Raw genomic sequence first — 24,746 nt, 5'->3', positions numbered from 1 at the left:
AAGGACACCGTAGCAGGCGGGCGGACAAGGAGCCTTTGATCCCGGACGTCGAGTGAACGCGGCACGCATCCTCCGCCGCGCCAGCGCGGCCGTGGCGATCCTGCCCCACCAGCGGGCGCCCGCTCGCTCGGGGCCCGGTCCACCGCCCGGCGGCGGGTCCGCCCGCGCCCCCTTAGATCCGCGGCGTGCTCGACACCTTCCACCCGGTCGTCCGCGCCTGGTTCGCCGGCCGCTTCGGCGACCCCACCGAGCCGCAGTCGCTCGCCTGGCCCCAGATCGCCCTCCGCCGCGACGTGCTCGTCTCCGCGCCCACCGGGTCCGGCAAGACGCTCGCCGCGTTCCTCTCCGCCATCGACGGGCTCCTCCAGGACGGCCTCGCCGGCCGGCTCGAGGACCGGACGCGCGTCGTCTACGTCTCGCCGCTCCGCGCGCTCGGGAACGACATCGCCCGGAACCTCGAGGCGCCGCTCGCCGAGATCCGCGCCGCCGCGCTCGAGGCCGGCCTCGCGCCGCCCGAGCTGCGCGTCGCGGTCCGGACCGGCGACACGACCGCGTCCGCTCGCCGCAGCCTGCTCTTGCGCCCGCCGCACCTCCTCGTCACCACGCCCGAGTCGCTGTACCTCCTCCTCACCGGCGAGCGCGGCCGCGAGACGCTCGAGGGCGTCGAGACCGTGATCGTGGACGAGATCCACGCGCTCGCCGGGGACAGGCGCGGCGCGCACCTCGCGCTCTCGCTCGAGCGGCTCGAGGCGCTGGCCCGGCGGCGGCCGCAGCGCATCGGCCTCTCCGCCACCGTGGAGCCGGTCGCCGAGGTGGCGCGGTTCCTGGTCGGCGCCCCGCGCGTCGGCCGCACCGGCCGGCCGCGCTGCTCGATCGTCGAGGTGGGCCGGCGGCGCGCCTTCGACCTCGCCATCGAGGTCCCGCGCGACGAGCTCTCGTCGGTCGCCTCGAAGGAGCTGTGGGCCGAGACCTACGATCGCGTGGCCGAGATCGTCCGCGCGCACCGCTCGACGCTCGTGTTCGTCGGGACGCGTCGGCTCGCCGAGCGGGCCGCGCACGCGCTCGCCGAGCGCCTCGGGGAGGGCGAGGTGGCCGCGCACCACGGCAGCCTCTCGCGGACGCGCCGGCTCGCCGCCGAGGAGCGGCTGAAGGCCGGGGCCCTCAAGGCCGTGGTCGCGACCGCCTCGCTCGAGCTCGGCATCGACGTGGGTGACGTGGACGTGGTGGTCCAGCTCGGCTCGCCCGGCGCCCTCGCCACCGGCCTCCAGCGCATCGGCCGCGCCGCGCACGTGAAGGGCGGCACGCCCAAGGGGCGCCTGTTCCCCATGAGCCGCGACGAGCTCGTCGAGTGCGCCGCGCTCGTGCGCGGCCTGCGGCGCGCGCGGCTCGAGCCCGTCGCCGTCCGCGACGCGCCGCTCGACGTGCTCGCGCAGCAGGTCGTCGCCGAGGCCGCCTGCGGCGCCATCCACGAGGACCGGCTGTTCGAGCTGTGTCGCCGCGCCTGGCCCTACCGCGCGCTCGCGCGCGAGGACTTCGACGCGGTGGTGCAGATGCTCTCCGAGGGCATCGCGACCTCCCGCGGCCGCGCCTCCGCGCTCCTCCACCGCGACGGCGTGAACCGGCGCGTGACCGGCCGGCGCGGCGCGCGCATCGCCGCGCTCACCGGCGGCGGGACCATCCCCGACACCGCGCAGTACGCCGTGGTCGCGGAGCCCGAGGGCGCGGTGGTCGGGCAGCTCGACGAGGACTTCGCGGTGGAGAGCATCGCCGGCGACATCTTCCTGCTCGGGACGACGTCGTGGCGCATCCGCCGCGTCGAGGCCGGCGTCGTGCGGGTCGAGGATGCCCACGGCGCGCCGCCCGGGGTCCCGTTCTGGAACGGCGAGGCGCCCGGGCGCAGCGGGGCCCTGTCGGCCGAGGTCTCCGCGCTGCGCGAGGAGCTCGAGCCCCGCCTCGCCGACCCCGCCGCCGCGGCCGCCTGGCTCGAGGCCGAGGCCGCGCTCCCCGCGGCCGGCGCGCGGCAGGTCGTCGAGTACCTCGCCGCCGGCCGCGCCATGCTCGGCGCGCTCCCCACGCAGCACACGCTCGTCGCCGAGCGCTTCTTCGACGAGGCCGGCGGGATGCAGCTCGTCGTCCACGCGCCGCTCGGCGCTCGCACCAACCGCGCGCTCGGGCTCGCGCTCCGCAAGCGCTTCTGTCGCACGTTCGACTTCGAGCTCCAGGCCGCCGCCACCGACGAGGGCGTGCTCCTCTCGCTCGGCCCGCAGCACGCGTTCCCGCTCGAGTCGATCTTCTCGTACGTCACGCCCGCGACGCTGGACGAGGTGCTCACCCAGGCCGTCCTCCAGGCGCCCATGTTCGGCGTGCGCTGGCGCTGGAACGCGACGCGCGCGCTCGCCATCCCGCGCCTGTTCAAGGGCAAGCGCATGCCGCCGCCCATCGCGCGGATGCGCGCCGACGATCTCCTCTCCGCGGTGTTCCCCGCGCAGACCGCCTGCCAGGACAACGCGCCCGGCGGGCCGATCGAGGTGCCCGATCACCCGCTCGTCCGCGAGACGCTCCGCGACTGCCTCGGCGAGGCCATGGACGCCGGCGCGCTCCGGGGCGTGCTCGAGCGCATCGCCGCCGGGGAGATCCGGCTCGTCGCCGTGGACACGCCCGAGCCGTCGCCGCTCGCGCACGAGCTGCTGAACGCGCGGCCCTGGGCCTACCTCGACGACGCGCCGCTCGAGGAGCGCCGCGCCCGCGCCGTCGCCGTGCGCCGCGCGCTCCCGCCCGCCGAGGCGGCCGCCGCCGGCGCGCTCGATCCCGCCGCCATCGAGGAGGTCGCGTCGCAGGTCTGGCCCGCGCCGCGCGACGCCGACGAGGTCCACGACGCGCTGCTCGACCTCGTGCTCTTGCCCGCGGGCGAGGCCGCCGCGTGGGCGCCCTGGCTCGACGCGCTCGCCGCCGCCGGCCGGGCGCGGACGGTGACGGACGGTGAACGGACGTGGTGGGTGGCGACCGAACGGCTCGGCGCGCTCCCGCTCGATTCAGTCAATCCGCTCACCCTGACCCGCTCGACCCCGCTTGCTCTCGATTCAGCCCATCCGCTCACCCTGAGCGTAGGCCGCAACGCGGCCGGAGTCGAAGGGCGAGCGGCCCCCGCGCCCGCCCCCGACCCCATGCTCGCCGTCCTCCGCGGCTGGATGACCCACCTCGGCCCCGTCACCGCCGCCCGCCTCGCCGCGCGCACCGCCCTCCCGCTCGCCGCCACGGAGGCCGCCCTCGCCGCCCTCGAGGCCGAGGGCAGGGTGCTCCGCGGCACGTTCCTGCCCGGCGAGCCCTGGAGCCCCGACACGCCCCACTGGTGCGAGCGCGGCGTGCTCGCGCGCATCCATCGGCTGACCATCGGCCGGCTCCGCCGCGAGATCGAGCCCGTCAGCACCGCCGTGTTCCTGCGCTTCCTCGCGCGCTGGCAGCACGCCGCGCCCGGCACGCGGCTCCACGGCACGTCCGGCCTGCTGGAGGTGATCGGCCAGCTCCAGGGCTTCCACGCCGCCGCCGGCGCCTGGGAGCGCGACCTCCTGCCCGCCCGCGTCCAGGCCTACGAGCCGCGCCTCCTCGACGCGCTGTGCGCGTCCGGCGAGGTCGCCTGGGGCCGCCTGCACGTCGCGCCGCCGCAGGACGGCCTGCCCCCGAGGCGCCGCGGCGCGCCCACCCGCTCCGCGCCCGTGACGCTCGCGCTGCGCGAGGACCTGCCCTGGCTGCTCGAGGCCACCGCCGCCGGCGCCGAGCCGCCGCCCCTCGGCACCATCGCCGCCGAGCTGGTCGAGGTGCTCGCCCGCCGAGGCGCGTCGTTCCTCGGCGAGCTCGCCCAGGCCGTCCGGACCGAAGCCGGCGAGGCCGAGGAGGCGCTCTGGGAGCTCGTCTCCGGCGGGCGCGTCGCCTGCGACGGCTTCGCCGGCCTGCGCGCGCTCGTCTCGCCGCCGCCCGGCCATCGCACGCGCCCCGCCGCCGCCGGCGGCCGCTGGGCGCTCCTGCGCGCCGGCCCGCCCGCGCCCGGCGCAGAAGCAGACGCCTTGCCCGAGGCCACGCTCGAGCCGCTCGCCCGGCAGTACCTCCGCCGCTACGGCGTCGTCTTCCGCGACCTCCTCGCCCGCGAGGCGCGCCCGCCGCCCTGGCGCGACCTCGTCCGCGTCTACCGCACGCTCGAGGCCCGCGGGGAGATCCGCGGTGGCCGGTTCGTCTCCGGCTTCAGCGGCGAGCAGTTCGCCGCGCCCGAGGCCGTGGACGCCCTCCGCGCCACGCGGCGGGAGGCGGCCGAGGACGCGCCGCTGGAGGTGTGCGCCGCCGATCCGCTCAACCTCGCCGGCATTCTCACCCCCGGGCCGCGCATCCCGGCCGCGGCCGGCGGGCGGGTGGTGGTCGGGGGCGCGCTCACCACGGAGCGGGCGGCGTCGTGAGGTCCGCCCGGATCCAGGCGCCCCGGTCGCCGCCGCCGTCGGTCATCAGGTGCCCGGCGCAGCCGCGCCCGCCAGGTGCCGCAGCTTGTCCGGATTCCGGACGACGTAGAGCGCCCGGATGACGCCGTCCTCGATCTCGAACGCCGACGTCTGCACCGGTCCGTCCGAGCCGTCCACCACCACGCCCGGCAGGCCGTTCACGATCGCGAAGCGCACCGTGAAGTCCTCGCGCCACCACTGGCCCGGGCGCTTGCGCGTGGCCCCGACCAGGAAGCGCGCCGCGCGGTCGGCGCCCTCGACCACGTCCAGCGCCGCCGGCACCTTGCCGCCGCCGTCCGTCACCACGCGCACGTCCGCCGCGAGCAGCCGCATCAGCGCATCCACGTCGCCCGCCTGCGCCGCGGCCGCGAACGCGGCCATGAGCTGCGCGTGCTTCGAGTCCACCGTGCCTGGAGGCGCCGCCGGCTCGGTCGCGACGCGCGGTCGTGCCGCGCGAACGCGCGCCCGGGCGCGGGAGGCGAGCTGCCGGCACGCAGCCTCGCTTCGCTCCAGCGCCCGGGCGATCTCGGCGAACGACAGGTCGAACACGTCGTGCAGCAGGAAGGCGCTGCGCTCGAGCGGCGACAGCCGGTCGAGCGTCAGGAGCAACGCGACCGACAGATCCTCGGCGAGCTCGGTGTGCGCGTCCGGCGCGAGCGCCGCCGTGTCGAGGACCGGCTCCGGGAGCCATGGACCGACGTACGCCTCGCGCCGTGCGCGCGCTGAGGTCAGCAGGTCGAGGCAGATGCGCGTCGTCGTGGTGATGAGGAACGCGCGCGCGTCCTCCACCTCCTCGCGCTCGGCCGCGTGCCAGCGCAGGTAGGTCTCCTGCACCGCGTCGGTGGCGTCGGCCATCGAGCCGAGCATGCGGTAGGCGAGGCCGAGCAGGCGGCCGCGGTGCGGCTCGAAGCGCTCCGCCGGATTCGAGGTCGTGCTCATCGAGCTCATGTCATCTCGCGGCCGGGTATGCGGCGCCGCGTACGAGCCAGCGCCAACCCACCGAGGGCCATGCCGATGAGTCCCACCACGACCGCCACGACCGCTCCAGCCAACCCCTGGCCCGTGCCGAGGCCGCCCTTCGCGCCGGCCACCACCTGGCCGCCGATCACGAGCCCAATGAGCCCCATCACCAGGGCCACGATCGCCCCGCGCCGCCCGTCACCCGCGCCCGCACGAGCTGCTGCGCGGGCCAGGGCCCGCCAGCCGGCGATCGCGCCGATCAGCGCCAGCAGGATGCCGATCTGCGCCGTGAGCCGCTGCGGCGTGAGCGCGTACGCCGCGACCCTGGCCTGCGGGTCCGAGGCCCATGCGGCTGCCGGTGCGGCGAGCACGACGGCCCCGACCCGCGCCGCGGCGGCCGGGCAAGCGACCCGCGACCACAGCCGTGAAGCCCTACTGTTTCTTACCGATCCGAACATGTCTCCTCCTGTCCGCGCTCGGACGGCGCAGGGCTTCGGGATGTGACAAGGCGCCGAAACCTGGAAGGGTCGGTAGGGCGGCGCGAGCTCCACACGAGCGGCGAGCCGTGCCCCATGTGCCTCGCAGCCATCTGCTGGGCGCGCATCGACTGCGTGTTCCACGGCGCCGGCATCGACGACGCCGCGCGGGCAGGCTTCGACGACCCGGTGATCTACCAGGAGCTCGCGAAGCACCCCGGCACTCGCGCCACCCCCGAGGCGCAGCTCCTCGAGCGCGAGGCGCGCGGTCCTCGAGGCGTACGCCGCCGGTCCCGTTCGCGCGGAGGAACTGAGGCGGGACCGCAGCGGCCCGCCTGTCGAGCGGCCGGCCCGACCTCACGACGAACGCGGGATGACGCGCGGAGGTCAACCTCCGCTTGAGCCCCACGTTGGCGGCCCGAGGGCGTTGCGCCGGATCGCGCCCTCGACCACGGGGAGGTCGGCGCCAGCACGTCGGCGCCATTCTCACGGAGGCGATCCATGGAATCGACGCAAGCAGTGGGGACGCCGGACACCAGCGCGGAGCCGTCGCTCGAGACCTCACTCCGCAAGTTCAACGACGCGTTCAACCGGTTCGACGCGAAGCAGGTGGCGGCCTGCTGGACCGAGAACGGGACGCTGATCTCGCCGATGGGCGAGATCGGGCGGGGACGGTCCGGCGTGGAGACGACCTACCGCCACGACTGCGAGACCGTGCTCGAGGGCACGACCTCCAAGTTCTCGATCCAGTCGGTGCGGCGCCTCGGGGGCGACCTCGCGTTGCTGGATCTCGACCACGAGCTCCAGAACGCCAGGCTGCCGAGCGGCTCCAGGGGCACGCTGAAGCTGCACGTCGTCATGCTCGCGCAGCGGAGCGGGAGCGGATGGCAGTGGGTGGACGCGCGCCCCTATCTGTTCGCCAGCCCGCCGCCCTCGGTCCACTGAGCGAGGGCCTCCGGTCGCTCGCGGGGCCCCGCCCGCCCGGAGGGGCCCGCGGGCGGCCCGATGTAGCAGAAGGAGAAGGAGGCAGGCCATGCAGTCACTGTCCATCACACGCTGCCGTCTCGAGGCGCAGGGCTTCCTCGGCCTCGACGACGCCACCCTCACCGAGCTCGGTCCCTGGATGAGATGGTCGCCCGCGGTCTGCGCGCTCGTCATGGCGACCGGGACGATCCTGGCGTCCCCCGCCGTGCTCTGGACGCTCGCCGTGATCGCGGCGCTCGGTGCCGCGCTCCCGTTCCATCCTTTCGACCTCATGTACAACCACCTCGTCCGGCACCTCACCCGGACGCGGCCGCTGCCGCACCACGCGATCCAGCGCCGGTTCGCGTGCGGCCTGGCGGCGGTCTGGCTCCTCGCGACCGGGCTCGCGTTCCGCGAGGGCGCGATGGCCCTGGGCTACGCGCTCGGCGCGTCGCTGACCGCGGTCGCGGGGATCGTGGGCGTCACGCACTTCTGCATCCCGTCGCTCGTCTTCAACACCTTGGTCCGGCGGCGCACGGCCGCGAGCGCCTATGCCGCACGGGGGGCGCGGAGCTGAGGCGGGGGCGCTCCCGCTCGTCCTCATTCGCGAGCGCTCCCGACCCAGCGCTTCGCGCTCCGGGGACGCTGCGGGCGGGGTAGGGGCGCGGTCCGCCGTCAGCCGACTCAGTCCGGCGTCGCGAGCACGCGCTCCAGGTGCTTTCTCAGGCGGTACTTCCCGCACGCGGCGACGACGTCGTCGACCTTCTCCGGGTTCGCGCGAAGGAGCTCGAGGACGTCGAGCTCGTCCTTCCTGGAGCCGGCCACGAGCTTCAGGGCGACGAGGTGCGGGAGATCGACGACGGGCAGACCCAGCTCAGCGAGCTGCTGCGCGGACGCGATGGCCTCGCGCGCGACCCGCCCGTATCGCCCGCCGGGGCTTCGCAGGTTCACGATCTCGATGGGGTCGAAGTCGTCTCCCGAGACCGTGATGATCCCGCCCACCGGATCGTCGACCGAGGGCTCGCTGGCGTGGACGTCGTATCCAAGCTTCCGGAGCTCGGCAGCGGCGGGCTGGAGGACCTTGAACGCGACCACCGCCACACCGAGGTCCAGGTCGCGCGTCGCCCGTGGATAACCGTGCACCGCGACGGCCACGGACCCCACGATCGCGGTCTGGATGCCGTTCGCAGTGAGCAGCCGGAAGGCCTCGCGCGCCACCTCGAAGGACCTGACCGTGCGGGCGCTGAATCCGGTCATGGGCGCGCCCTCCGCAGGGCGCGCGACCGCTCGCCGAGCTCCAGCGCGAGAAGGGCGCGCGCGGCGGGTCCCATCCTCCGCAGGCGCTGACGTTCCGCGGCGGCCGCCCTCGTGGCGGCGAGGCTCAGGCCAGACGCGGGCAGCGCTGCCTCGAGCGCGGCCCTGGTGGAGTCGTCCACGACGAACGAGACCGCCCTTCGCCGACGGTCCTTCAGGTCAGCGACGTGCGCCCTCAGCTCCGCGCGCCCGGAGACCTCGGCCACCAGCTCGACCACCGTCACGAGCTCGTGCTTCACCTTGAGCCTGCGCGCCTCCTCCTCGAGGCCGGCCCAGTCGACCGCGCGCCGATTCCTCAGGAGCGCGAGCGCGACCGACGTCAGCAGCGGCGGCTCGCGCCTGGCGGCGGCAAGGCCCCTTGCCAGCGTGGTCTCGAGCGTGGGGTGTGCCCGCCGCTTCCCCGTCCGCGCCGGTCCGGCGAAATGGGCGAGCGACGCCCGCAGCCCCGGGTCGTCCCGACGCAGCGGCCTCGCGGCCGCAATGGAGAGCAGCTGCACGAGCGGTCTGAGCGCGGGGTGATCGCGGTTGGCCTGGACCACGTCTGCGCCCCCGACCGACTCAACCCTCACCAGGCCTGCGCCCGCCAGGTTCTGCACCTCGACCGCGACCGCGTGCTGCGAAAGGCCAGTACGCCTGGCGAGGCCGCTCAGCGAATCGGCGACGCCGTCACGGAGCACCGCCTGCAGTAACGCGGTGCGTGTCCGGGATTGAAACAGCGCTTTCGTGAGGTCGAGGGTCACGGGCTCCCCACCTGTGGAGTACCTCAGGGCAGGTAGTCATAATATGACGAGATCAGGCCAGAGTGTCCACGCGTCGCGTCCGCGAGATCCCGCCCCTCCGGAGGGGGTGGCGCCAGGTCTCGACCGGCGGCCGCTCGTCCGACGTCGAAGGCGACCGGGGTCGCAGGGCGCGGTGCACGCTTCGTGCTAGCCTCGCCGGTCGATGACGAAGCGCCTCCCCGCCGGCGTCTACGACCTCCTCCTCAGCACCTCCACGACGGACGCGCTCGCGGGGCTCGCCGCCTCCGAGCGCGCCGTCCGGCAGCCGCTGGACGCCGCCGCCGCGCACGAGCGCCTCGCGCGATACTTCGCGGCCGAGCTCGAGCGGACGCTGCGGGCGCTCCCGAAGGACGGCGGTCCGGCGAGCCAGGCCGAGATCGTGAACGAGCTGCTGGGCGTCCTCAGGACGAAGGTGGACGCGGAGGCGCTCCAGGGGACCTCGCTCGTCATCCCTCCCGAGCTGCTCCTCGCCATCCACCCACCGCCCACCGCGCCCGCCCGGCCCACCGTTCCGCTCGGCGTCTCGACGCTCCTCACCCACGCCCGGAACGAGCCCCGCCTCGGCGCGGAGATCGCCGCCGAGATCGACAGCGCGGACTCGGTCGACATGCTCGTGTCCTTCATCAAGTGGCACGGCTGGCGGCGGCTCCGGAGCGCGTTCGAGGTGTTCGCGCGGGTCGGGAAGCGGCTGAGGGTCCTCACCACCACGTACATGGGCGCGACCGACCGCGAGGCGCTGGACGCGATCGCGCGGCTGCCCGGCGCCGAGGTCCGCGTCTCGTTCGACGCGCGCCGGACCCGGCTGCACGCGAAGGCGTGGCTGTTCCAGCGGGCGACCGGGTTCAGCTCGGTGTACGTCGGCTCGGCGAACGTCTCGTCCGCCGCGCTGTCCGACGGCATCGAGTGGAACCTGAAGGCGAGCGAGGTCGAGTCGCGCGCCATCGTCGAGAAGTTCCGGGGCGCGTTCGCCTCGCTCTGGGAGGACGGCGAGTTCGAGCCGTACCACCCCGACCAGCCGGACGCGGTGCGCAGGCTGAAGGCGGCGCTGTCGTCGGAGCGAGGGGAGCGCGGGGCCGCGACGCCGTTCTTCTTCGACCTGCGCCCGTACGAGTACCAGCGGGCCATCCTGGAGAAGCTCCGCGTCGAGCGCGAGGAGCACGGCCGCTGGAAGAACCTGGTCGTCGCCGCGACCGGGACCGGCAAGACCATGATCGCCGCGTTCGACTACGCGGCCCAGGTGAAGGACGGCGTCCGGCCGCGCCTGCTCTTCGTCGCGCACCGCGAGGAGATCCTCGAGCAGGCCCTGCACGCGTTCCGGAACGTCCTGCGCGACCACAGCTTCGGCGAGCTCCTCAAGGGCGGCTCGACGCCCGCATCGTACGAGCACCTGTTCGCGACCATCCAGAGCCTCGACCGCAAGGACCTCCCCGCGGCGCTCGGCCGCGACTACTGGCACACGGTCATCGTGGACGAGTTCCACCACGCCGCCGCGAAGACGTATGGGCTGCTGCTCGAGGCGGTGGCGCCGAAGATCCTGCTCGGGCTCACCGCGACCCCCGAGCGCGCCGACGGGCTCGACGTCCTCGGCTGGTTCGATCACCACGTCGCCGCGGACATCCGGCTGTGGCACGCGCTCGAGAAGCAGCTCCTCGCGCCGTTCGAGTACTACGGCGTCGCCGACGGCGTCTCGCTGGAAGGCGTGGAGTGGCGGCGAGGCGGGTACGACCTCGGCGGCCTCGACAAGGTCTACACCGGCAACGACGAGCGGGCGCGCCTGGTCGTCTCGAAGCTGAGGGAGCTCCACGGCCACCCCGAGACCGCGCGAGGCCTCGGCTTCTGCGTCTCGGTCGCGCACGCGGAGTTCATGGCGCGCCGGTTCACCGAGGCCGGCATCCCGTCGCTCGTCATCCACGGCGCGACCGATGCCGACGAGCGCGACGAGGCGCCGCGCAAGCTCGAGCGCGGCGAGGTCGCGTTCCTGTTCACCTGCGACCTCTACAACGAGGGCGTCGACCTGCCGTTCGTCGACACGCTGCTCCTGCTCCGGCCCACCGAGAGCGCGACCCTGTTCCTGCAGCAGCTCGGTCGCGGGCTCCGCCTCCACCCCGGGAAGACGCAGGCGCTCGTCCTCGACTTCATCGGCCAGCAGCGGGCGGAGTATCGGTTCGATCGAAAGCTCACCGCGATGACCGGCATCCCGCGCGGCCACCTCCAGCGCGCGGTCCAGGGCGGGTTCCCGACGCTGCCCTCCGGATGTCATCTCCAGCTCGAGCGCGTCGCACGCGAGATCGTGCTCGACAACCTGAGGCAGGCGATCCGCGGCGGCCAGGGTCGGCTCGCGCAGGAGCTGAAGGCGCTCGCGCGGGAGCGGCCCCGGATCACGCTCGGCGAGTTCCTGGACGCGACCGGCCGCGAGCTGGACGACGTCTACTCGAGCAGCGTCCGAGGCTGGACGACGCTGCGCCGCGCCGCCGGGCTCCTGCCCGCCGCAGGGCCCGAGGGGGAGGAGCGCACGTCCCGGCGGATGGGGAACCTCACGCACATCGACGAGCCCGAGCGGCTGCGGCTGTATCGTCGGCTCGCCGTCGAGCCGACGGCGCGGCTGGACGCCAGCGACGAGCGAACCCGCCGACGCCTGCTGATGCTCGCGCTCCGGCTCTTCAGCGGCTCCGGTTCGTCGATCGAGGAGCTGCTCGCGCCGGTGCGCTCGAGCGCGCCGCTGCGCGAGGAGCTGGCCCAGCTCTGCGCCGTGCTCGACGAGCGGGTCGCCGTCGGCGCCCGCGTGGCCGATGTCCCGCCCGAGTGGCCGCTCGCCGTTCACCGCACCTACGCACGCGAGGAGGTCTTCGCCGCCGTCGGGAAGTCCACCGTCGAGAAGCGCGTCTTCTCGATGGAGGGCGTGCACCGGATGACGGACCAGAAGGTGCAGCTCTTCTTCGTCACCATCGACAAGTCCACCAGCGGTCGCTTCTCGCCGACGACGTCGTACGAGGACTACGCCATCTCGCCGACGCTGTTTCACTGGCAATCGCAGAGCACGACCAGCGAGAGCTCACCCACCGGACAGGCCTACATCGACGGGCACCGGCAGGGCTGGCGCTTCTACCTGTTCGCGCGGCCCACCGTGGACGACCAGTTCACGTTCCTCGGAACCGTCCGCTATCGCTCGCACCAGGGCAGCCGGCCCATGAGCATCACCTGGGAGCTGGAGGCGCCGATCCCGCCGGCGTTCTTCGAGGCGTACGCGACGCTGCGGGCGGGGTAGGGCGCGGTCCGCGATCGCGTTCCTTCACTCCCGGAGCTACAATGCGCCGGTGCGGGGATTCGTCGCCAACACCGACTTCGACTGGTTCTCGTTCCTCGCGACACGACAGCCACTCGAGGACGTGAACTTCTGGCAGCCCTCGGGCGGCACTGCCTTTCGGGCGCTCGCGCCGGGTGAGCCGTTCTTCTTCCGTCTCAAGAAGCCGCACTACGTCATCGGCGGCTTCGGGCTCTTCGCGCGACATGAGATCGTGACCGCGAAACTCGCCTGGGAAGCGTTCGGCGAGCGAAACGGCTCCGCGGACTTCGGCGCCATGTGCAATCGCATCGAGAAGTATCGCCGCGGCCAGATCCTAGACCCGGCGAAGCAGTACAAGGTCGGCTGCCTCATGATCTCCCAGCCGGTGTTCTTCGCGGAGGAAGACTGGGTCGAGGAGCCCGCCAACTTCTCCAGGAACATCGTGCGTGGCGCCGGCTATGACGTCGCCCAGGGCGAGGGTCGCCGAATCTGGGAGGCGTGTCTGGATCGGCTTCGTGGCCAACGAGCCCCGCTCGCGGCCGAGGGGGTAGCGCAGTGGGCTGAGGTCGAGGACGGGACGCGCTACGGATCGCCTCAGCTCATGCACCCGCGCCTGGGGCAGGGGACGTTCCGGGTGGCCGTGACGCAGGCGTACCGCGGCGCCTGTGCTGTGAGCGGCGAACATTCGCTACCGGTCCTCGATGTCGCTCACATTCGAGGCTACGCCGAGGGCGGCCCACACGAAGTCCGCAACGGCCTCCTGCTACGGGCCGACATTCATTGGCTGCTCGATCGCGGATACGTGACGGTCACGCCCGAGTTCAGATTCGAGGTGAGTTCGCGGCTCCGGCAGGAGTTCGAGAACGGCAAGACGTACTATGCCCTGCAGGGACGCATGATCCAGCTGCCGGCGAGCGCTCGAGATCGACCAGATCCTGCCCTGTTGCGTTGGCACAACGATCGGGTGTTCGAACAATGAGCGGCATGACCGCGGTGCCGAAGCAACCGCTCGCCTCTACACGCGGTCGAGGCGACGCTGAAGGACACCGAGGCGGATAGATTTCGATCAAGCGAGGAGGACGTCGTTGGCGAAAGCACCATCTGCAGGGCAAGCGCCGAAACAGAGCCTACTCGCGCGGGCTTGGGTCATTGGCAGCTTGTCTCAAGTTTCGGGCAAAATCGCGGAATCCGCCTTCCACGAAATGCTCTATCTGCTCTTGTGGTCGACTCTACCGTTCTGGCTGGGTGGGTTAATTGGGTACGCGACCAGCGACGTCCAAGAGAAGAGCATTCTTATCACCACCGTGGCAACTTTCCGAAACGGTGAGCTCCTCGTGTTCACGATTTCAACGTTAGCGCCTACTCTATACTTGATGCTTCATGATCCGGACGGCGCGCGGATATTTCCGCACAAGCTGCCGCTGTCGACGATCGGCGTGTTGACCGTAGTTATCTGCGGAGCGCTGTTCGCTTTATTGAAAGCAAACACCATCAGGGACGTTCCCTTTGTGTTTGCGCTTTCCGTGGCGCTCAGCCTTCTTGCGCTGCTGTTGCGGTATGTTTCAATGTTGTACCACCGCCTACGTCTCCCGGAGGTGTCTGAGCGAACGCTACGCGCGCCCGAGACGAATTTTGTCCGCGAGTTTCAGCGCCACGTCGGGGACGGTGAATGACAGTGCTCACAAATACTCCTGAAGGCAGCATTCGGTTTGAGTTCCCCGCTATCCCTGTTCGACAGCCCATCGGGCAATTCTTTGCGGGGGTGATGCCTTCGGAGCGCTTGTGCAAGATTGCGCATTTCGATGTGCGCAGGATGCTAAAGGAACGCGACGTTGAGACCTATCTTGGGATCCAGCGTCCACTAAACCCGCAGCGAGTCAGCGAGCTGCAGGCGTATGTGAAGACGTTCGATGCGTGTTTTCCGACCTCCGTCATCCTGGCGGTAGACGCGCGATCCGCTGAGTACGACCCGAGCCGCTCCGTGCTTACGTTGAAGAACGATCCCGAACCTGGCAATGGTTTAGAGCCAATATACTATCGCAACATTGCGCGAGTGCTCGACGGGCAACACAGGATTGCTGGTCTCATGGATTACCAAGGACCTCCCTTCGATGTGAATGTCAGCGTGTTTGTCGACATCGATGTCGAGGACCAGGCGTATATCTTCTCGACGGTGAATCTTGCGCAGACAAAAGTAAATAAGAGTTTGGCGTACGACCTGGCCGAGCTCTCAAAAGCCAGGAGCCCGCAAAGGACCTGCCACAACATCGCGGTGGCGCTCGACCAGACGCCTAAGAGTCCGTTCTTTCGGAAAATCAAAAGACTCGGAACAGCGACGCCGGGGCGTGTGGGCGAACGGCTTACGCAGGCAACGTTTGTCGAGTCGCTCATGTCCTTTATCTCAGGCGATCCGATGGGGGATCGAGATCGTCTGCTCAGAGGCGTCGACCCGAATCCGCCGGATGACCTGCAGCGCGTAGAGTATCCCTTCAGGTTGCTGTTCCTGCAGCAGCGGGACGTAGTCATCGGCGAGATCGTGATGAAGTTCTTCGATGCTGTCCGTTCCCGATGGCCCGCAGCGTGGGACTCGGATGAACGAGGCGCAATTCTGAATCGGACCAATGGCTTTCGGGCAATGATGCGCGTCCTGAAAAAGCTGTACCCGAGGCTAGGCGCTAACTCTCCGGTGCCCGAGTTCGCTCACGCGTTGGCGCGCGTCCAGCTAAACGACTCCGACTTCACGTCCGAGAGATTCAAGCCGGGGGGCGGTGGTGAAGTCGACCTCTACAAGGCGGTTGCGCGATACATGGAACTGTGAGTGGGGGCAAGGCGGAGGACGGAGCGAAGGCTTTGTTGCGCGTTCGCTGCGGAGCGGCGGGTCAGAGTGATCAAGGCTTGGCCGGATAACCGCGCGGCGTCCCAGCTTAGTTTCCGCCTAGAGACTGGCGAGCGGGCAGACATGGATGCGGGCGGCGGTTGGTGGGCGGACAGAGTCGGGCAGGGGGCTCGCGCCACGCCGCGCTAAAGTGCGGCACGAACGCGACCTGCGATGCTGTCTCATGCGCGCGCGGCCGTGCGGCCCGCACGACATCGAGTCTTCAGTCGTGTGGCGATCGCCGCCCCGGTCATGCGGCTACGACGCAGCTCCAGGACCAGCTGCTGCCAGCCCGGCGAGATGGCGGTGGGCGACCGCTTCGGCCGCGATGAGCGGTCGAGCAGGCCTTCGGCACCCTCGACCTCGAAACGGCGAAGCCACTTGTAGACCGTCCGGGGGCTCATCCCCGCCGCTTCAGCGGCTCTTGCGACGGACCAGTGCTCCTGGGTGACGAGCAGGGCTCGACCGCCCGAGTGATTCGGGCAGAAGAGTGAACGTTCATCCGGTTCGCTTCTCCGTGGGGTGGGTGTGTGCCTGGCAGCTGCACTCAGCCACGGAAGCGGCCGGATGAACATCTCCTCTCAATGAACAACGTCGTGAGACACGACACCTAGCGCGGTGGAGACCTGTCACGACGGCTTCGAGCCACGTTCCGTGCGCGTTACCCACGGGAGCTGGCTCGAGTTCGTCGACGCGATGGGTATCTAGATGAGGCGCAGAAGCGGGCGCTCGATCGTGCACGGGCGCAGCCCCGCGCGTTCGAAGCTGACCTGCCCCCCGAAAACTGGACGGATCTGACTGCCAGTCATCTACTGACAGTGGAGGACGGATGCGGAAGAGCAAGTTCACCGAAGAGCAGATCATCAAGGTGCTGAACGAGGTCGAGGCCGGTGCCAAGGTCCAGGACGTGACCCGGAAGGTCGGGATCACCGAGACGACCTTCTACCGGTGGAAGTCGAAGTACGGCGGGCTGGAGGTCTCGGACGTGAAGCGCCTCAAGGCGCTCGAGGATGAGAACCGGAAGCTCAAAACCCTGGTCGCCGATCTCACCCTCGACAAGCAGGCGCTGCAGCACCTTCTCGGAAAAAAATGGTAGGGCCCGCCGCGCTTCGCCCGGCGGTAATCGAGCTGGGGGCGAAGTTCGCGATGAAGAAGCGTCGGGCCTGTCGCGTCGTCGGGCTCGCGCCGTCGACGCTCTACTACTGCAGCCGCCGGCCGGAGCGCGCCGAAGTCCGGGCACGCCTGCGGGATCTAGCCGCCCAGCGTCCGCGCTGGGGCTACCGGCGCCTGCATGTGCTCCTCGACCGCGAAGGGCACCACCTGAACCACAAGCTCGTGTTCCGGCTGTACCGCTCGGAGGGGCTGGCTGTCAGGCGAAAGAGGCGGAAGCGGATCACGTCGTCACTGCGCGTGGTTCCACCGCCGCCGACGCGCCCGCGCCAGCAGTGGACGATGGACTTCACGCAGGACTCGCTCGCAAGCGGACGCCAGTTCCGGACCCTGAACTTGATCGACGCCTTCACCCGCGAGTGCCTGCTCATCGAGGCCGACCACTCGCTCACCGGGGCGCGCGTCGTGCGCGCGCTGGAGCGCCTCCGCGAGCTCCACGGCACGCCCGAGGTCATCCGCATCGACAACGGGACGGAGTTCACGAGCAGCGCGGTGGACGCCTGGGCCTATACCAATCAGGTCCGCCTGGACTTCATCACGCCGGGCAAGCCGACCGAGAACGGGCACATCGAGAGCTTCAACGGGAAGTTCCGCGACGAGTGCCTGAACGAGAACTGGTTCATCAGCCTCGATGACGTCCGTCGCAAGGTCGAGGCGTATCGAGTCGACTACAACGAGGTCAGGCCGCACAGTTCGCTGGACAACAGGACGCCAAACGAGTTGGCTCACAGTCTCACCGGACTGGCATCATCAGCCGCCCAGTGATGCGGGGCAGGTCAAAGCGACTGAGATGACCAAGAGCTACAAGGTGCTCGTAGTCTCGGCGCTGCTCGACGCCGACGCGTTGACGGGGCGCGTTCTCCGGATCGAGGAGCTCGTCCGGCGCGTTCGTGACGTTGCGTCGCGGAAGCCGCGGTTGCTCGAGGATCGCGGACCAGACGCGAATGCGGAGCGAGCGCTACGAACCGTTCTCGAGCGGAACCCGATCGCCGCCTGGACGGGAGGCAAGGGGACAGGCGGCGCAGCGATCTTCTCATACGCAGACGACTGGTTCCGATTCCTCGCGGACGTCGCGCCGGAGGACGCCAACGAGTCGTGCGAGGGGGACCGGCCGGTCACGGTTCGATGGAACCTCGAGGAGCCGGTGCCTACGCGGTTGTGGTCGTTCGTTGGCGTTCCGGCCTAATGCGGCGACACGAGCCCCGCAAAAGGAAGGGCCGGAGTTCCCGGGAAATACCCGCGAAAAACCGCCCTCTGTGGTGACGCGCCCTAGAGGGTTTGAACCTCTGGCTGTCGGATTCGTAGGCGCCCACGAGCTCATGGCTGATCTTGCCGTCTCCAGGTTCCAATGCCTTACGCCGGCGCCTCAAAGTTGGGAAACTTGCACGGTCTTCCCGTTCTGTGGGCCCCGGAGTGGCCCCGTCCCACCCTGAGGTGGACGAACCCTGGTGGATGACTAGCGGTGTCGGTTCACGCATAATGCGACGCCATGGCCAGCGACCTCCACGTGTACGTGGACACATCGGCGCTCCTGCGCGAATTCGGACCGCGGTCAGGCCCGATGCGGCGACTTCGTGACCTATCCGAGCACGGAATCGTGCGTATGTGTCTTCATCGCCTGGTCCTTCGTGAGACTGCCACAAGGCGCGCGCAAGAATACAAGGAAGGCATCAAGAAGGTCGTTCAAACCTCACGGGCCGTGGCTTGGATGAACGATCATCTTCGGTCGACGTTACAGGACGCCGTTGACGTGCTTCAGGAAGACGAACACTCCACTGAGTTCTACATTGCGAACGGGCTACAAGAGTGGGTGGGCAACTCCAAGGCTACTGTAGTTGAGATCGACCCAGCGGACACGACGCAGGCGTGGGATGCGTACTTCAGTGGCGGCCCGCCCTTTGACCAACCCAAGAACCGTGACCACATACCGGATTCGTTCATCCTTGCAGCGCTGGCGCGATTGATGGCCGCCGAAAAGGGTAAGTGGCACGCCGTCTGCGGCGACAAACTGTTGCGTACTGCGTCCGAGAAGTTGGGTGCAGTGGCTCACGAGAGTATCGGCGACTTTGTTGTACATGACGAAGTGAAGAGTGCGGTTCGAGCGCACGCGAAGACCCTTACGTCCGAACAACAGGTCGCGAACTGGACCACAGAGGTGAAGGCGCTCCTTGCCGACTCGCAGAAGGTGATCCAGAAGGCGATTCAGGACGCACTGTTGCGGGATCTCATAGGCAAGGACGTACATGACTCAAGGTTCCCAAGCGACGACTGCACTGCTTCCGTTAGTGGAATCGGCACCGTCTCGGTGGAGCTAGATGTCGATTCCCTTGAGGACTTGGGACAGGATGCCGCGATGATGCCCGCTTCCATCCACGTTGACCCGCTGAATGCAGACGTCTTCATTGACAAGCATGAGTACTACGGGGCCTCTGCGGAGGAGCAGGCGGACTATCCGGTCTGGGATGGCAACTGGAACGATTGGGTCGTCGCGGCAGAGGTCTCGCGTCCCGCCATCGTTCAGGGCACGGTCCGAATCGAATTCAAGCCAGACAAGTACGCTGCCCTCGGCATTTCGGCGGTTGAGCTCGATGACATCCACGACGTGAGCTACGAGTGGCCTGAGAAGTAAGCCACCCGCAGTCTACCGCGGGCCTCATCGCACGTTGCGGCCACATAGTACGGTTTCGTATAGGTAGTAGGGCGGTGGCCGAAAGGAACGCGAGAGGTCCCGAGAACCGGTGTTCCCAAACATTCCAAAAGGCATTAGGCGGGTTTGGGAACGGCATCCGCTTCCCCAGTCCACTTCAACGGCGATACGGCGCCTTCAGGCCGAACGGCGGCAAGACGAGGCCCGGGGAGCCAGTTCGGCCACGGAACTCTCACGCGAGGTCGTAGAGTGCCTTGACCAGGTCGTCCAAGGTGTCGCAATGCTGCGGGACTGGCGGCATGCCGCGGCGCGCTCGCGCGAACGTCCAACCCTCGTCGTCCTGTAGCGTGGCGAAGTCCGGGGCGACCTTCCCCCGCGTTGCGAGGACGATCATCGGAACCTCGATGGACATTAGCTTCCCGCGGACCTTCGCCTGGAGGATGTGTCTGCCCGTCGTATCGATGGCCAAGCACGTCCTCTTCACCCACCAAAGATAGTCCGGGAAGAAGTTGAGGGAGTCCCCTACCTTGCTCGGCAGTGGCAAGGCCCATCCCTCTCCAGGGGTCGAAGGGTTCCGGCACCAGGTTCCCTTGCCGAAGGAATCCAGAGCGTCAGCGAATTCGCGCTCATCCTTGTTGAAGGACTTCCGCGAGTAGCTGGCGTGCGTGGCATGCCTGAACGTGAGCAGGTCCGCACCCGATGGCCGATGGGGGGCAACGTGCCAGGAACGTTCGCCGGCGATCTCGTTCTTCTGGTACTCCACTGACTGTTCGTACGCCGTTGCCACGGCTCCTGCCAAGGTGGCGAGTGCTTCCTGTGCCGCCGACCGAGGGCAAGACGCCTGGTGAAAGGATCGACCTGCGTACGAATCGGCGTGTACCTGGTGGGCGGCCCATCGATTCGTCAGAAGGAGCTTCCTTCGGAAGTAGTCGGCGTTCGGCGTGCGGATGTTGTTTGCGAACTCCTCGAACTTCACGCGATCACTTCCCTTTTCCAAGGCGATCGTCCGCGACCGCCTGGTTCCCTTCGCGATGAGGTCCGCTTCTGCCCACATGCTTCTGCCTCGCGCCTCCACCTGGCGGATAGCGCCAGCGAGTTGGGCATCCCCAAGAACGTAGTTGGGAACCGAGAATCGCTTGCCACCGCTCTTAACAGAAATGGCCTTGAGGGGTTCACCGCGGGTCTTCAGTCGGATGGCCGACCCGCCGAATGGATCATCCGCATCAAGTGCGTAGAGGCTCAACTCATTCTTGATCTGCCGGATGATCTCCTCGTACTTACGGTTTGGGACTCGGATGAAGAGGGTAGCTGTATTGAGAACCTCCTCTCCCGAGTGCCGGCCCATCGGTTGCCGTAGCACACGGCCGATAATTTGCTGGATCCTCGTGTACGAGTTTGTCTCACCGTCGAAATAGCAGAGGTACGCCTCTGGATCGTCCCAACCTTCTTGCAGCGCTCGGTTGAAGATGATGTGGCGATGCCGATCTTGGAGAGCGTTCAGAGATGAAACCTTCTCGGCATCCTCAGGAAGTTCTTTCGTCTGAGTGTAAAGAGCGATCTCTTCGGCCGGGATCTTGCGGCGGCGCAGGTGGTTCCAGATCGCTACCGGCCTGGACAACTCTGTGGATCCACGCCGCGGGTTGCTCTCTTCCACTACGTAGACCGCGCGAGGGCAGGTCGAGGAGCGCTCGCGGTGAACGGCCTTCTCCAATCGCCTGAACCGATCGATGACTTCGTCGAGCATCGCTTCGGGTTCGGCCTGGTAGTCCAGAACCTCGAGCGTGTGCTTGAGGAGCTGAGCCTTGACCACGTCCGCCGTCGAAATGGATACGCGCGCCTGGGATGCGATGGGCCCGAAAATATCGTCGTCGCGGATGGCCTCGTTCAGCTTGCCGAATAGCTCACTAGCCGGGGGCGTGGCCGAGGCCAGCAGGAACCCCATGGGCTCTAGCCGGACTAACTGGTCAAGCTGAGTGGGGGTCTGGTTGTGACCCTCGTCGTAGATCACCCAGAGTGAACGCTTGAGCCGCGTCCGCAGCTGCTCCCATGGGGATAGCCTTCCGCCCCAGTCCGGGTGAGGACGATGCATGTTTAGGCGGGCGTCGGCGCTTCCGCCTGCCGCGACCGCCTCTGCTTCGTTCCAGGAGCCAACGGTCGTGACCCAGATGTCCACGCCCGCTTTCGCGGCGATTAGGTGCTCCCAATCTCCCCTACTTGGCCGTTCCCGGATGACTCGGGTCCCTGGGGGCAGAAGGCCGGCATACTTGCCTTGCAAGTTCTTGTAGGTCTGGTCAACGACAGCGCTGGACTTCGATGTCCAGAGTACGACTGCCGGTCCGAGACCTTGGCACACGGCCGCAAGCATCGGGGTCTTGCCAGCTCCCGTGACCGCCTTCAGGAGGCCCACAAACGGGATCGGCTGTCTTCCGAGTCGCGGAGGACCATGGGCGGCGCATGCCGCCGTCCAGTCGTTCACCGCATCCAGTACCCGCGCGACGGCTGCTTCCTGGAAGTCGAACAGCCTGATGACACTCAAGCTGATGTCCTTTCGTCGTTCTCGGTCTCGATCTCCAAGGGACCATAGTGCAACGACGCAAGGATCTCATCCGGGATCTGACAGAAGGTAAAGCTCCGAGTTTCGCTGATCCGGCAGACGGTGCCGTAGATGCGCAGCGGTGTCTTGAGGCCGAACTTGGCCACCTCAGCGAGCGCCTCGTCTACGATCTTGACGGTGACCGCGCTGTTCGCCCGTCCGTTCCAGACGAGAGCGATGGCCTCGTCGCGTTTGTTGTGTCCGATGACGTACCTGCCACGGTCAACCCGCTTGATGCCGCCTCCTCCGACTCCTGTACGATCGGTCTGGCAGATGACGTTGATGATTCTGTCGCGCTCGAGGCCGAGAATGGCGTCTCGGTCGAGCTCTCGACCAGTCTTCAGGAACCTGAAGTCGCACTTCAGGTCGTCCCGCTTGGCCGCCTTGCGGAGACGGGGGACGATCAGGGTCCGGGCGTACCGATCCTTTCCGTTTCCCTCCTCGATGAGGATGAAGCGTCGCCGTCCACCATCAATCTTGTTCAGACGCATGACGGCATGGGCGGTCGTCCCGCTGCCCGCAAAGGCGTCGAGCACCAGTGCGTCCTTCCCGCCGGCCGCCCCCACGAGGAGTTCGATGAGCTCGACGGGCTTCGGGTAGTCGAATCCGTCGAATTTGTCGCCGAAGAGCGCCTTCAGAGTGTATGCGCCCTTGCGCGCATCGAGAGAGACGACACTTCGGAGCGTATCCCTGTACTCGTCCAGGTAATCCTTCATCTGAACGATCTGCTCGTGGGTCTTGCCGAAGATGATTCGACCCTCGTCGATGAGCCGCTTCATGGTCGATTCGGTGTAGCGGTACCCGTTGCTCGGGATCCGGCACGGTTTCTTCGTGACAGGGTGAATGATGTCGTACCGGTATCCAGCGGGATGCGTGTTGTGGACGCGGTAACCTACCTGGTAGGGACCACGCTCATCCACCGCGGTGTATCGACCAAGGCGCTCGAAGGACGCCTTGTTGTCCTTGAGGAACGCTTTCCAGCTCTTGGCGAGATCGTCTTGGGTCTTCGCGGCGTCCTTGAGACGACGGAACTCCTCCATGAGAGACTGGCTGAGTTCCTGGTTCACTGGACGCCAAACCTTCGGCAGTTCACTGGCACGCTTGGCGTAGCAGAGAACGTACTCGTGCTCGATAGCGATTCGGCTGGGGTTGTTGTCGGCAGAGCCCTTCCAGCACACGATTCCGATTCGATTCTTCTCGTCGAAGATCTCATCCATCAACATGCCGAGTCGAAACAGCTCGATGTCGTTGATCGAGACGAAGATCACTCCCGTGTCCTTCATCAGCTCACGAATCATCGCGAGCCTGGGGGCCATGTAGTTCAGCCACTTCGTATGGCGTCCGCCGTCTTCGTTAGAGACGTACTCGGCGTCTTTCCCTTCGGCGTTGGGATCGTGGTATCGGGCATCGCTGTATCGGAAGTCATTTCCGCCCCGGTTGTACGGAGGGTCGATGTAGGCCACGTCCACAGACGAGTTGAACTGTGAGCGAAGCGACACCATGACTTGGAGGTTATCTCCCTCCACTACGAGGCTGTCGCCGTCGCCTTTGGACAAACGTGCATCCGGTTCCAGGACCCGAGGAATCGGGATTTTCGACCTGTACGCACGTCGCCCCTCCCACTCAAGGTGGAGCCCGCTGCCGTTGGGGGAATCGTCGGGCGTGGATTGAAGAACCGTATTCATGGCGAGCTGCTCCGCTGGCCTGCGCTTCTTTCGGGAACTCATCGGAACCTCAAGGCTGTCTACCACCCGGGGCCGACACGCCCACGTTCGATCGACAGGCAGTGCTTCTTGACGCCGGCATTACTTCGCCTCGGGCGTGCGCAGGCGTCGTCTGGCCCACCAAGCCTCGATCACCTCGACAAGGATGTCGTTGAGCGATCGGCTCTGGTCGAGAGCGTAGGCGCGAAGGTCACGGTGGATCCCGGACGGCAGGTGCAGCGAGAGGAGTTGGTGGTCGAACAGCTTCCTGGGGCGCCCTGGAGTGCCCTTCCTCGCGAGTGGCGAAGAATAGTGATTTGGTGCGTAGGCAGCGATAATTGTTGAGTGTTTGTACAAATTTTGACAATCAGATATGCGGATCCTACCAAGAGACCGTATGAGGTCCCCACTGCACGCTCGGAGGCCCAACTTGCAGTCGGGGCACGCCGCCCGTGGCCCAACGCGGCCCCGGAAACGGAAACGGGCACCTGGCGATGTGCCAAGTGCCCGTAAAACTGGCGCGCCCTAGAGGATTTGAACCTCTGGCCTTCGGATTCGTAGTCCGACGCTCTATCCAACTGAGCTAAGGGCGCAAAGCCTATTCGGTTGTGCCGCCCGGGGAGGGCGGGGTGCTGCGGCGCTGCGGGTCCTGCGGTGCTGCGAGATTGGCGGAAAGGGAGGGATTCGAACCCTCGATACAGGTCACCCCGTATACTGGTTTAGCAAACCAGCGCCTTCGGCCTCTCGGCCACCTTTCCAGAACCCTTCTTCCGCTCCTTCTGTCCTGGCGGAGGAGGAAGGATTCGAACCTTCGGAGGGCGTGAACCCTCTGCGGTTTTCAAGACCGCCGCCTTAAACCGCTCGGCCACTCCTCCGAAAACCGCGAATCCGTCCTCGTTCCGTCTGCTTCCGGGCCCCGGGGGCATCCTGTCCGGCGCTCGGAGTCCGCCCATATACGGCACCGCCGTCCGGGGATCAAGCGGAGAACGCAGGGGCGGGCGGCCGGGGCGCGGGGCGCGTGAGAGCGGGCTCATCCGCCTCCCATGCAGTGGCCGGGCGCCCTCTCGTACGGTCCTCCTCGATGCCTGCCGTCCCCCACCTCGTCGCACCCGCCGGCTGCGCGCCCCGCAAGGCCGGCGGGCACCTCCGTGTCGACGGGTCGTAGGCCCCAGCACGAACCCCCCTCCGCTGCTGGGACCGAGACCTGCCGGCGGCGCGGTGGGGGGCGGCGGCATCGCCTCTCGCGCCCGGCTCCCCCTGCTCCGTGAACGGGGGGAGCGGGGGCTGAGGGGGCCTGCCTCGACTCCGGCCCGCACCTCGGGTGCGGGCCTACGCTCGGCATGAGCGGATGGGGAAGGGGCTGCGCAGGGATGGGGCCTCGGCTCCGGCCCGCACCAGTGGGCCCGCTCCTGCGAACCCGTACCAGTGGTGCGGGCCCGCGCTCGCCATCAGCGGGGGAATGAGCGCCACACGGGGGTGTGAGCACCCGGCTGAAGCGG

Annotated in this window: 17 protein-coding genes and 3 tRNA genes; 10 read left to right on the top strand and 10 right to left on the bottom strand. The window is 68.3% G+C overall.

The annotated features are described in order from the left end of the window. The first annotated feature begins 185 nt into the window (after nt 1–185). Nucleotides 186–4,445, top strand: a complete 4,260-nt coding sequence (locus A2CP1_RS20250; protein WP_015935065.1) for a DEAD/DEAH box helicase — start codon at nt 186–188, stop codon at nt 4,443–4,445. Between the two features lie 45 nt (nt 4,446–4,490). On the opposite strand, the gene sigJ is transcribed toward A2CP1_RS20250, so the two are convergent. Further along, on the bottom strand, nt 4,491–5,432 hold the full coding sequence (sigJ, locus tag A2CP1_RS20245; RefSeq protein WP_015935064.1) for an RNA polymerase sigma factor SigJ: 942 nt from the start codon (nt 5,430–5,432) through the stop codon (nt 4,491–4,493). Continuing rightward, on the bottom strand, nt 5,429–5,902 hold the full coding sequence (locus A2CP1_RS20240) for a DUF6223 family protein (protein ID WP_015935063.1): 474 nt from the start codon (nt 5,900–5,902) through the stop codon (nt 5,429–5,431). Before A2CP1_RS20240 ends, sigJ begins: the two co-directional genes overlap by 4 nt. 519 nt (nt 5,903–6,421) lie before the next feature. Here A2CP1_RS20240 and A2CP1_RS20235 point away from each other — a divergent pair. Together A2CP1_RS20235 and A2CP1_RS20230 are read left to right on the top strand one after the other, a co-directional pair. Then, nucleotides 6,422–6,865 carry a YybH family protein gene (locus tag A2CP1_RS20235; RefSeq protein WP_015935062.1) on the top strand — a complete coding sequence of 148 codons (444 nt, stop codon included), beginning with the start codon at nt 6,422–6,424 and terminating at the stop codon, nt 6,863–6,865. 88 nt (nt 6,866–6,953) lie between these two features. Next, nucleotides 6,954–7,460 (top strand): DUF4395 domain-containing protein, encoded by a 507-nt coding sequence (locus tag A2CP1_RS20230; RefSeq protein WP_015935061.1) that lies wholly within the window; start codon nt 6,954–6,956, stop codon nt 7,458–7,460. A gap of 107 nt (nt 7,461–7,567) precedes the next feature. Here A2CP1_RS20230 and A2CP1_RS20225 read toward each other — a convergent pair whose 3' ends face one another. Continuing rightward, entirely contained in the window at nt 7,568–8,140 is a 573-nt protein-coding gene (locus tag A2CP1_RS20225) for a hypothetical protein (protein WP_015935060.1), read from the bottom strand. Next, nucleotides 8,137–8,937, bottom strand: coding sequence for a hypothetical protein (locus A2CP1_RS20220; RefSeq protein ID WP_015935059.1), 801 nt, complete (start codon nt 8,935–8,937; stop codon nt 8,137–8,139). Before A2CP1_RS20220 ends, A2CP1_RS20225 begins: the two co-directional genes overlap by 4 nt. 202 nt (nt 8,938–9,139) lie before the next feature. Here A2CP1_RS20220 and A2CP1_RS20215 point away from each other — a divergent pair, with 202 nt between their 5' ends. The 4 genes from A2CP1_RS20215 (at nt 9,140) to A2CP1_RS20200 (ending at nt 15,077) form a co-directional block, all read left to right on the top strand. Next, on the top strand, nt 9,140–12,241 hold the full coding sequence (locus A2CP1_RS20215; protein WP_015935058.1) for a DEAD/DEAH box helicase: 3,102 nt from the start codon (nt 9,140–9,142) through the stop codon (nt 12,239–12,241). Between the two features lie 49 nt (nt 12,242–12,290). Then, complete coding sequence (locus A2CP1_RS20210) at nt 12,291–13,238, top strand: HNH endonuclease (protein ID WP_015935057.1); 948 nt, start codon at nt 12,291–12,293, stop codon at nt 13,236–13,238. 106 nt (nt 13,239–13,344) lie between these two features. Beyond that, nucleotides 13,345–13,932 carry a hypothetical protein gene (locus A2CP1_RS20205; protein WP_150106372.1) on the top strand — a complete coding sequence of 196 codons (588 nt, stop codon included), beginning with the start codon at nt 13,345–13,347 and terminating at the stop codon, nt 13,930–13,932. After that, nucleotides 13,929–15,077: a DGQHR domain-containing protein gene (locus tag A2CP1_RS20200; RefSeq protein ID WP_015935055.1), complete on the top strand. Its 1,149-nt coding sequence runs from the start codon at nt 13,929–13,931 to the stop codon at nt 15,075–15,077. Before A2CP1_RS20205 ends, A2CP1_RS20200 begins: the two co-directional genes overlap by 4 nt. Nucleotides 15,078–15,316: 239 nt before the next feature. On the opposite strand, the gene A2CP1_RS23075 is transcribed toward A2CP1_RS20200, so the two are convergent. Next, complete coding sequence (locus A2CP1_RS23075) at nt 15,317–15,709, bottom strand: leucine zipper domain-containing protein (RefSeq protein WP_081444561.1); 393 nt, start codon at nt 15,707–15,709, stop codon at nt 15,317–15,319. A gap of 254 nt (nt 15,710–15,963) precedes the next feature. Here A2CP1_RS23075 and A2CP1_RS20190 point away from each other — a divergent pair. The 3 genes from A2CP1_RS20190 (at nt 15,964) to A2CP1_RS20180 (ending at nt 18,933) form a co-directional block, all read left to right on the top strand. Continuing rightward, nucleotides 15,964–17,069, top strand: a protein-coding gene (locus tag A2CP1_RS20190) for an IS3-like element ISAde4 family transposase (RefSeq protein WP_076611841.1) whose coding sequence is annotated in 2 segments (ribosomal slippage) — nt 15,964–16,219 and nt 16,219–17,069 — 1,107 coding nt in all. Because the reading frame shifts where the segments join, the coding sequence is not laid out codon by codon here. A 25-nt stretch (nt 17,070–17,094) separates the two neighbouring features. Next, a complete protein-coding gene (locus A2CP1_RS20185) occupies nt 17,095–17,490 on the top strand; it encodes a hypothetical protein (RefSeq protein WP_015935052.1) in 396 nt (131 codons plus the stop codon). A 303-nt stretch (nt 17,491–17,793) separates the two neighbouring features. Further along, nucleotides 17,794–18,933, top strand: a complete 1,140-nt coding sequence (locus A2CP1_RS20180) for a PIN domain-containing protein (RefSeq protein ID WP_150106371.1) — start codon at nt 17,794–17,796, stop codon at nt 18,931–18,933. Between the two features lie 250 nt (nt 18,934–19,183). Here A2CP1_RS20180 and A2CP1_RS20175 read toward each other — a convergent pair whose 3' ends face one another. From A2CP1_RS20175 to A2CP1_RS20155, 5 genes are all read right to left on the bottom strand, one after another. Next, nucleotides 19,184–21,487, bottom strand: a complete 2,304-nt coding sequence (locus A2CP1_RS20175) for a DEAD/DEAH box helicase (protein ID WP_015935050.1) — start codon at nt 21,485–21,487, stop codon at nt 19,184–19,186. Continuing rightward, nucleotides 21,484–23,271 carry a site-specific DNA-methyltransferase gene (locus A2CP1_RS20170; RefSeq protein ID WP_081444560.1) on the bottom strand — a complete coding sequence of 596 codons (1,788 nt, stop codon included), beginning with the start codon at nt 23,269–23,271 and terminating at the stop codon, nt 21,484–21,486. The genes A2CP1_RS20175 and A2CP1_RS20170 overlap by 4 nt, the downstream gene beginning before the upstream one ends. A gap of 492 nt (nt 23,272–23,763) precedes the next feature. Then, nucleotides 23,764–23,840 (bottom strand) — tRNA-Arg (locus A2CP1_RS20165). Nucleotides 23,841–23,913: 73 nt separating this feature from the next. Next, nucleotides 23,914–24,005 (bottom strand) — tRNA-Ser (locus tag A2CP1_RS20160). A 27-nt stretch (nt 24,006–24,032) separates the two neighbouring features. Further along, nucleotides 24,033–24,122: transfer RNA gene (locus tag A2CP1_RS20155), tRNA-Ser, on the bottom strand. Nucleotides 24,123–24,746: the final 624 nt, after the last annotated feature.

Source organism: Anaeromyxobacter dehalogenans 2CP-1 (assembly GCF_000022145.1).
Lineage (GTDB): Bacteria > Myxococcota > Myxococcia > Myxococcales > Anaeromyxobacteraceae > Anaeromyxobacter > Anaeromyxobacter dehalogenans.
Note: the sequence above shows the minus strand (reverse complement) of the source record. Positions and strands in the feature narration are given on the sequence as shown.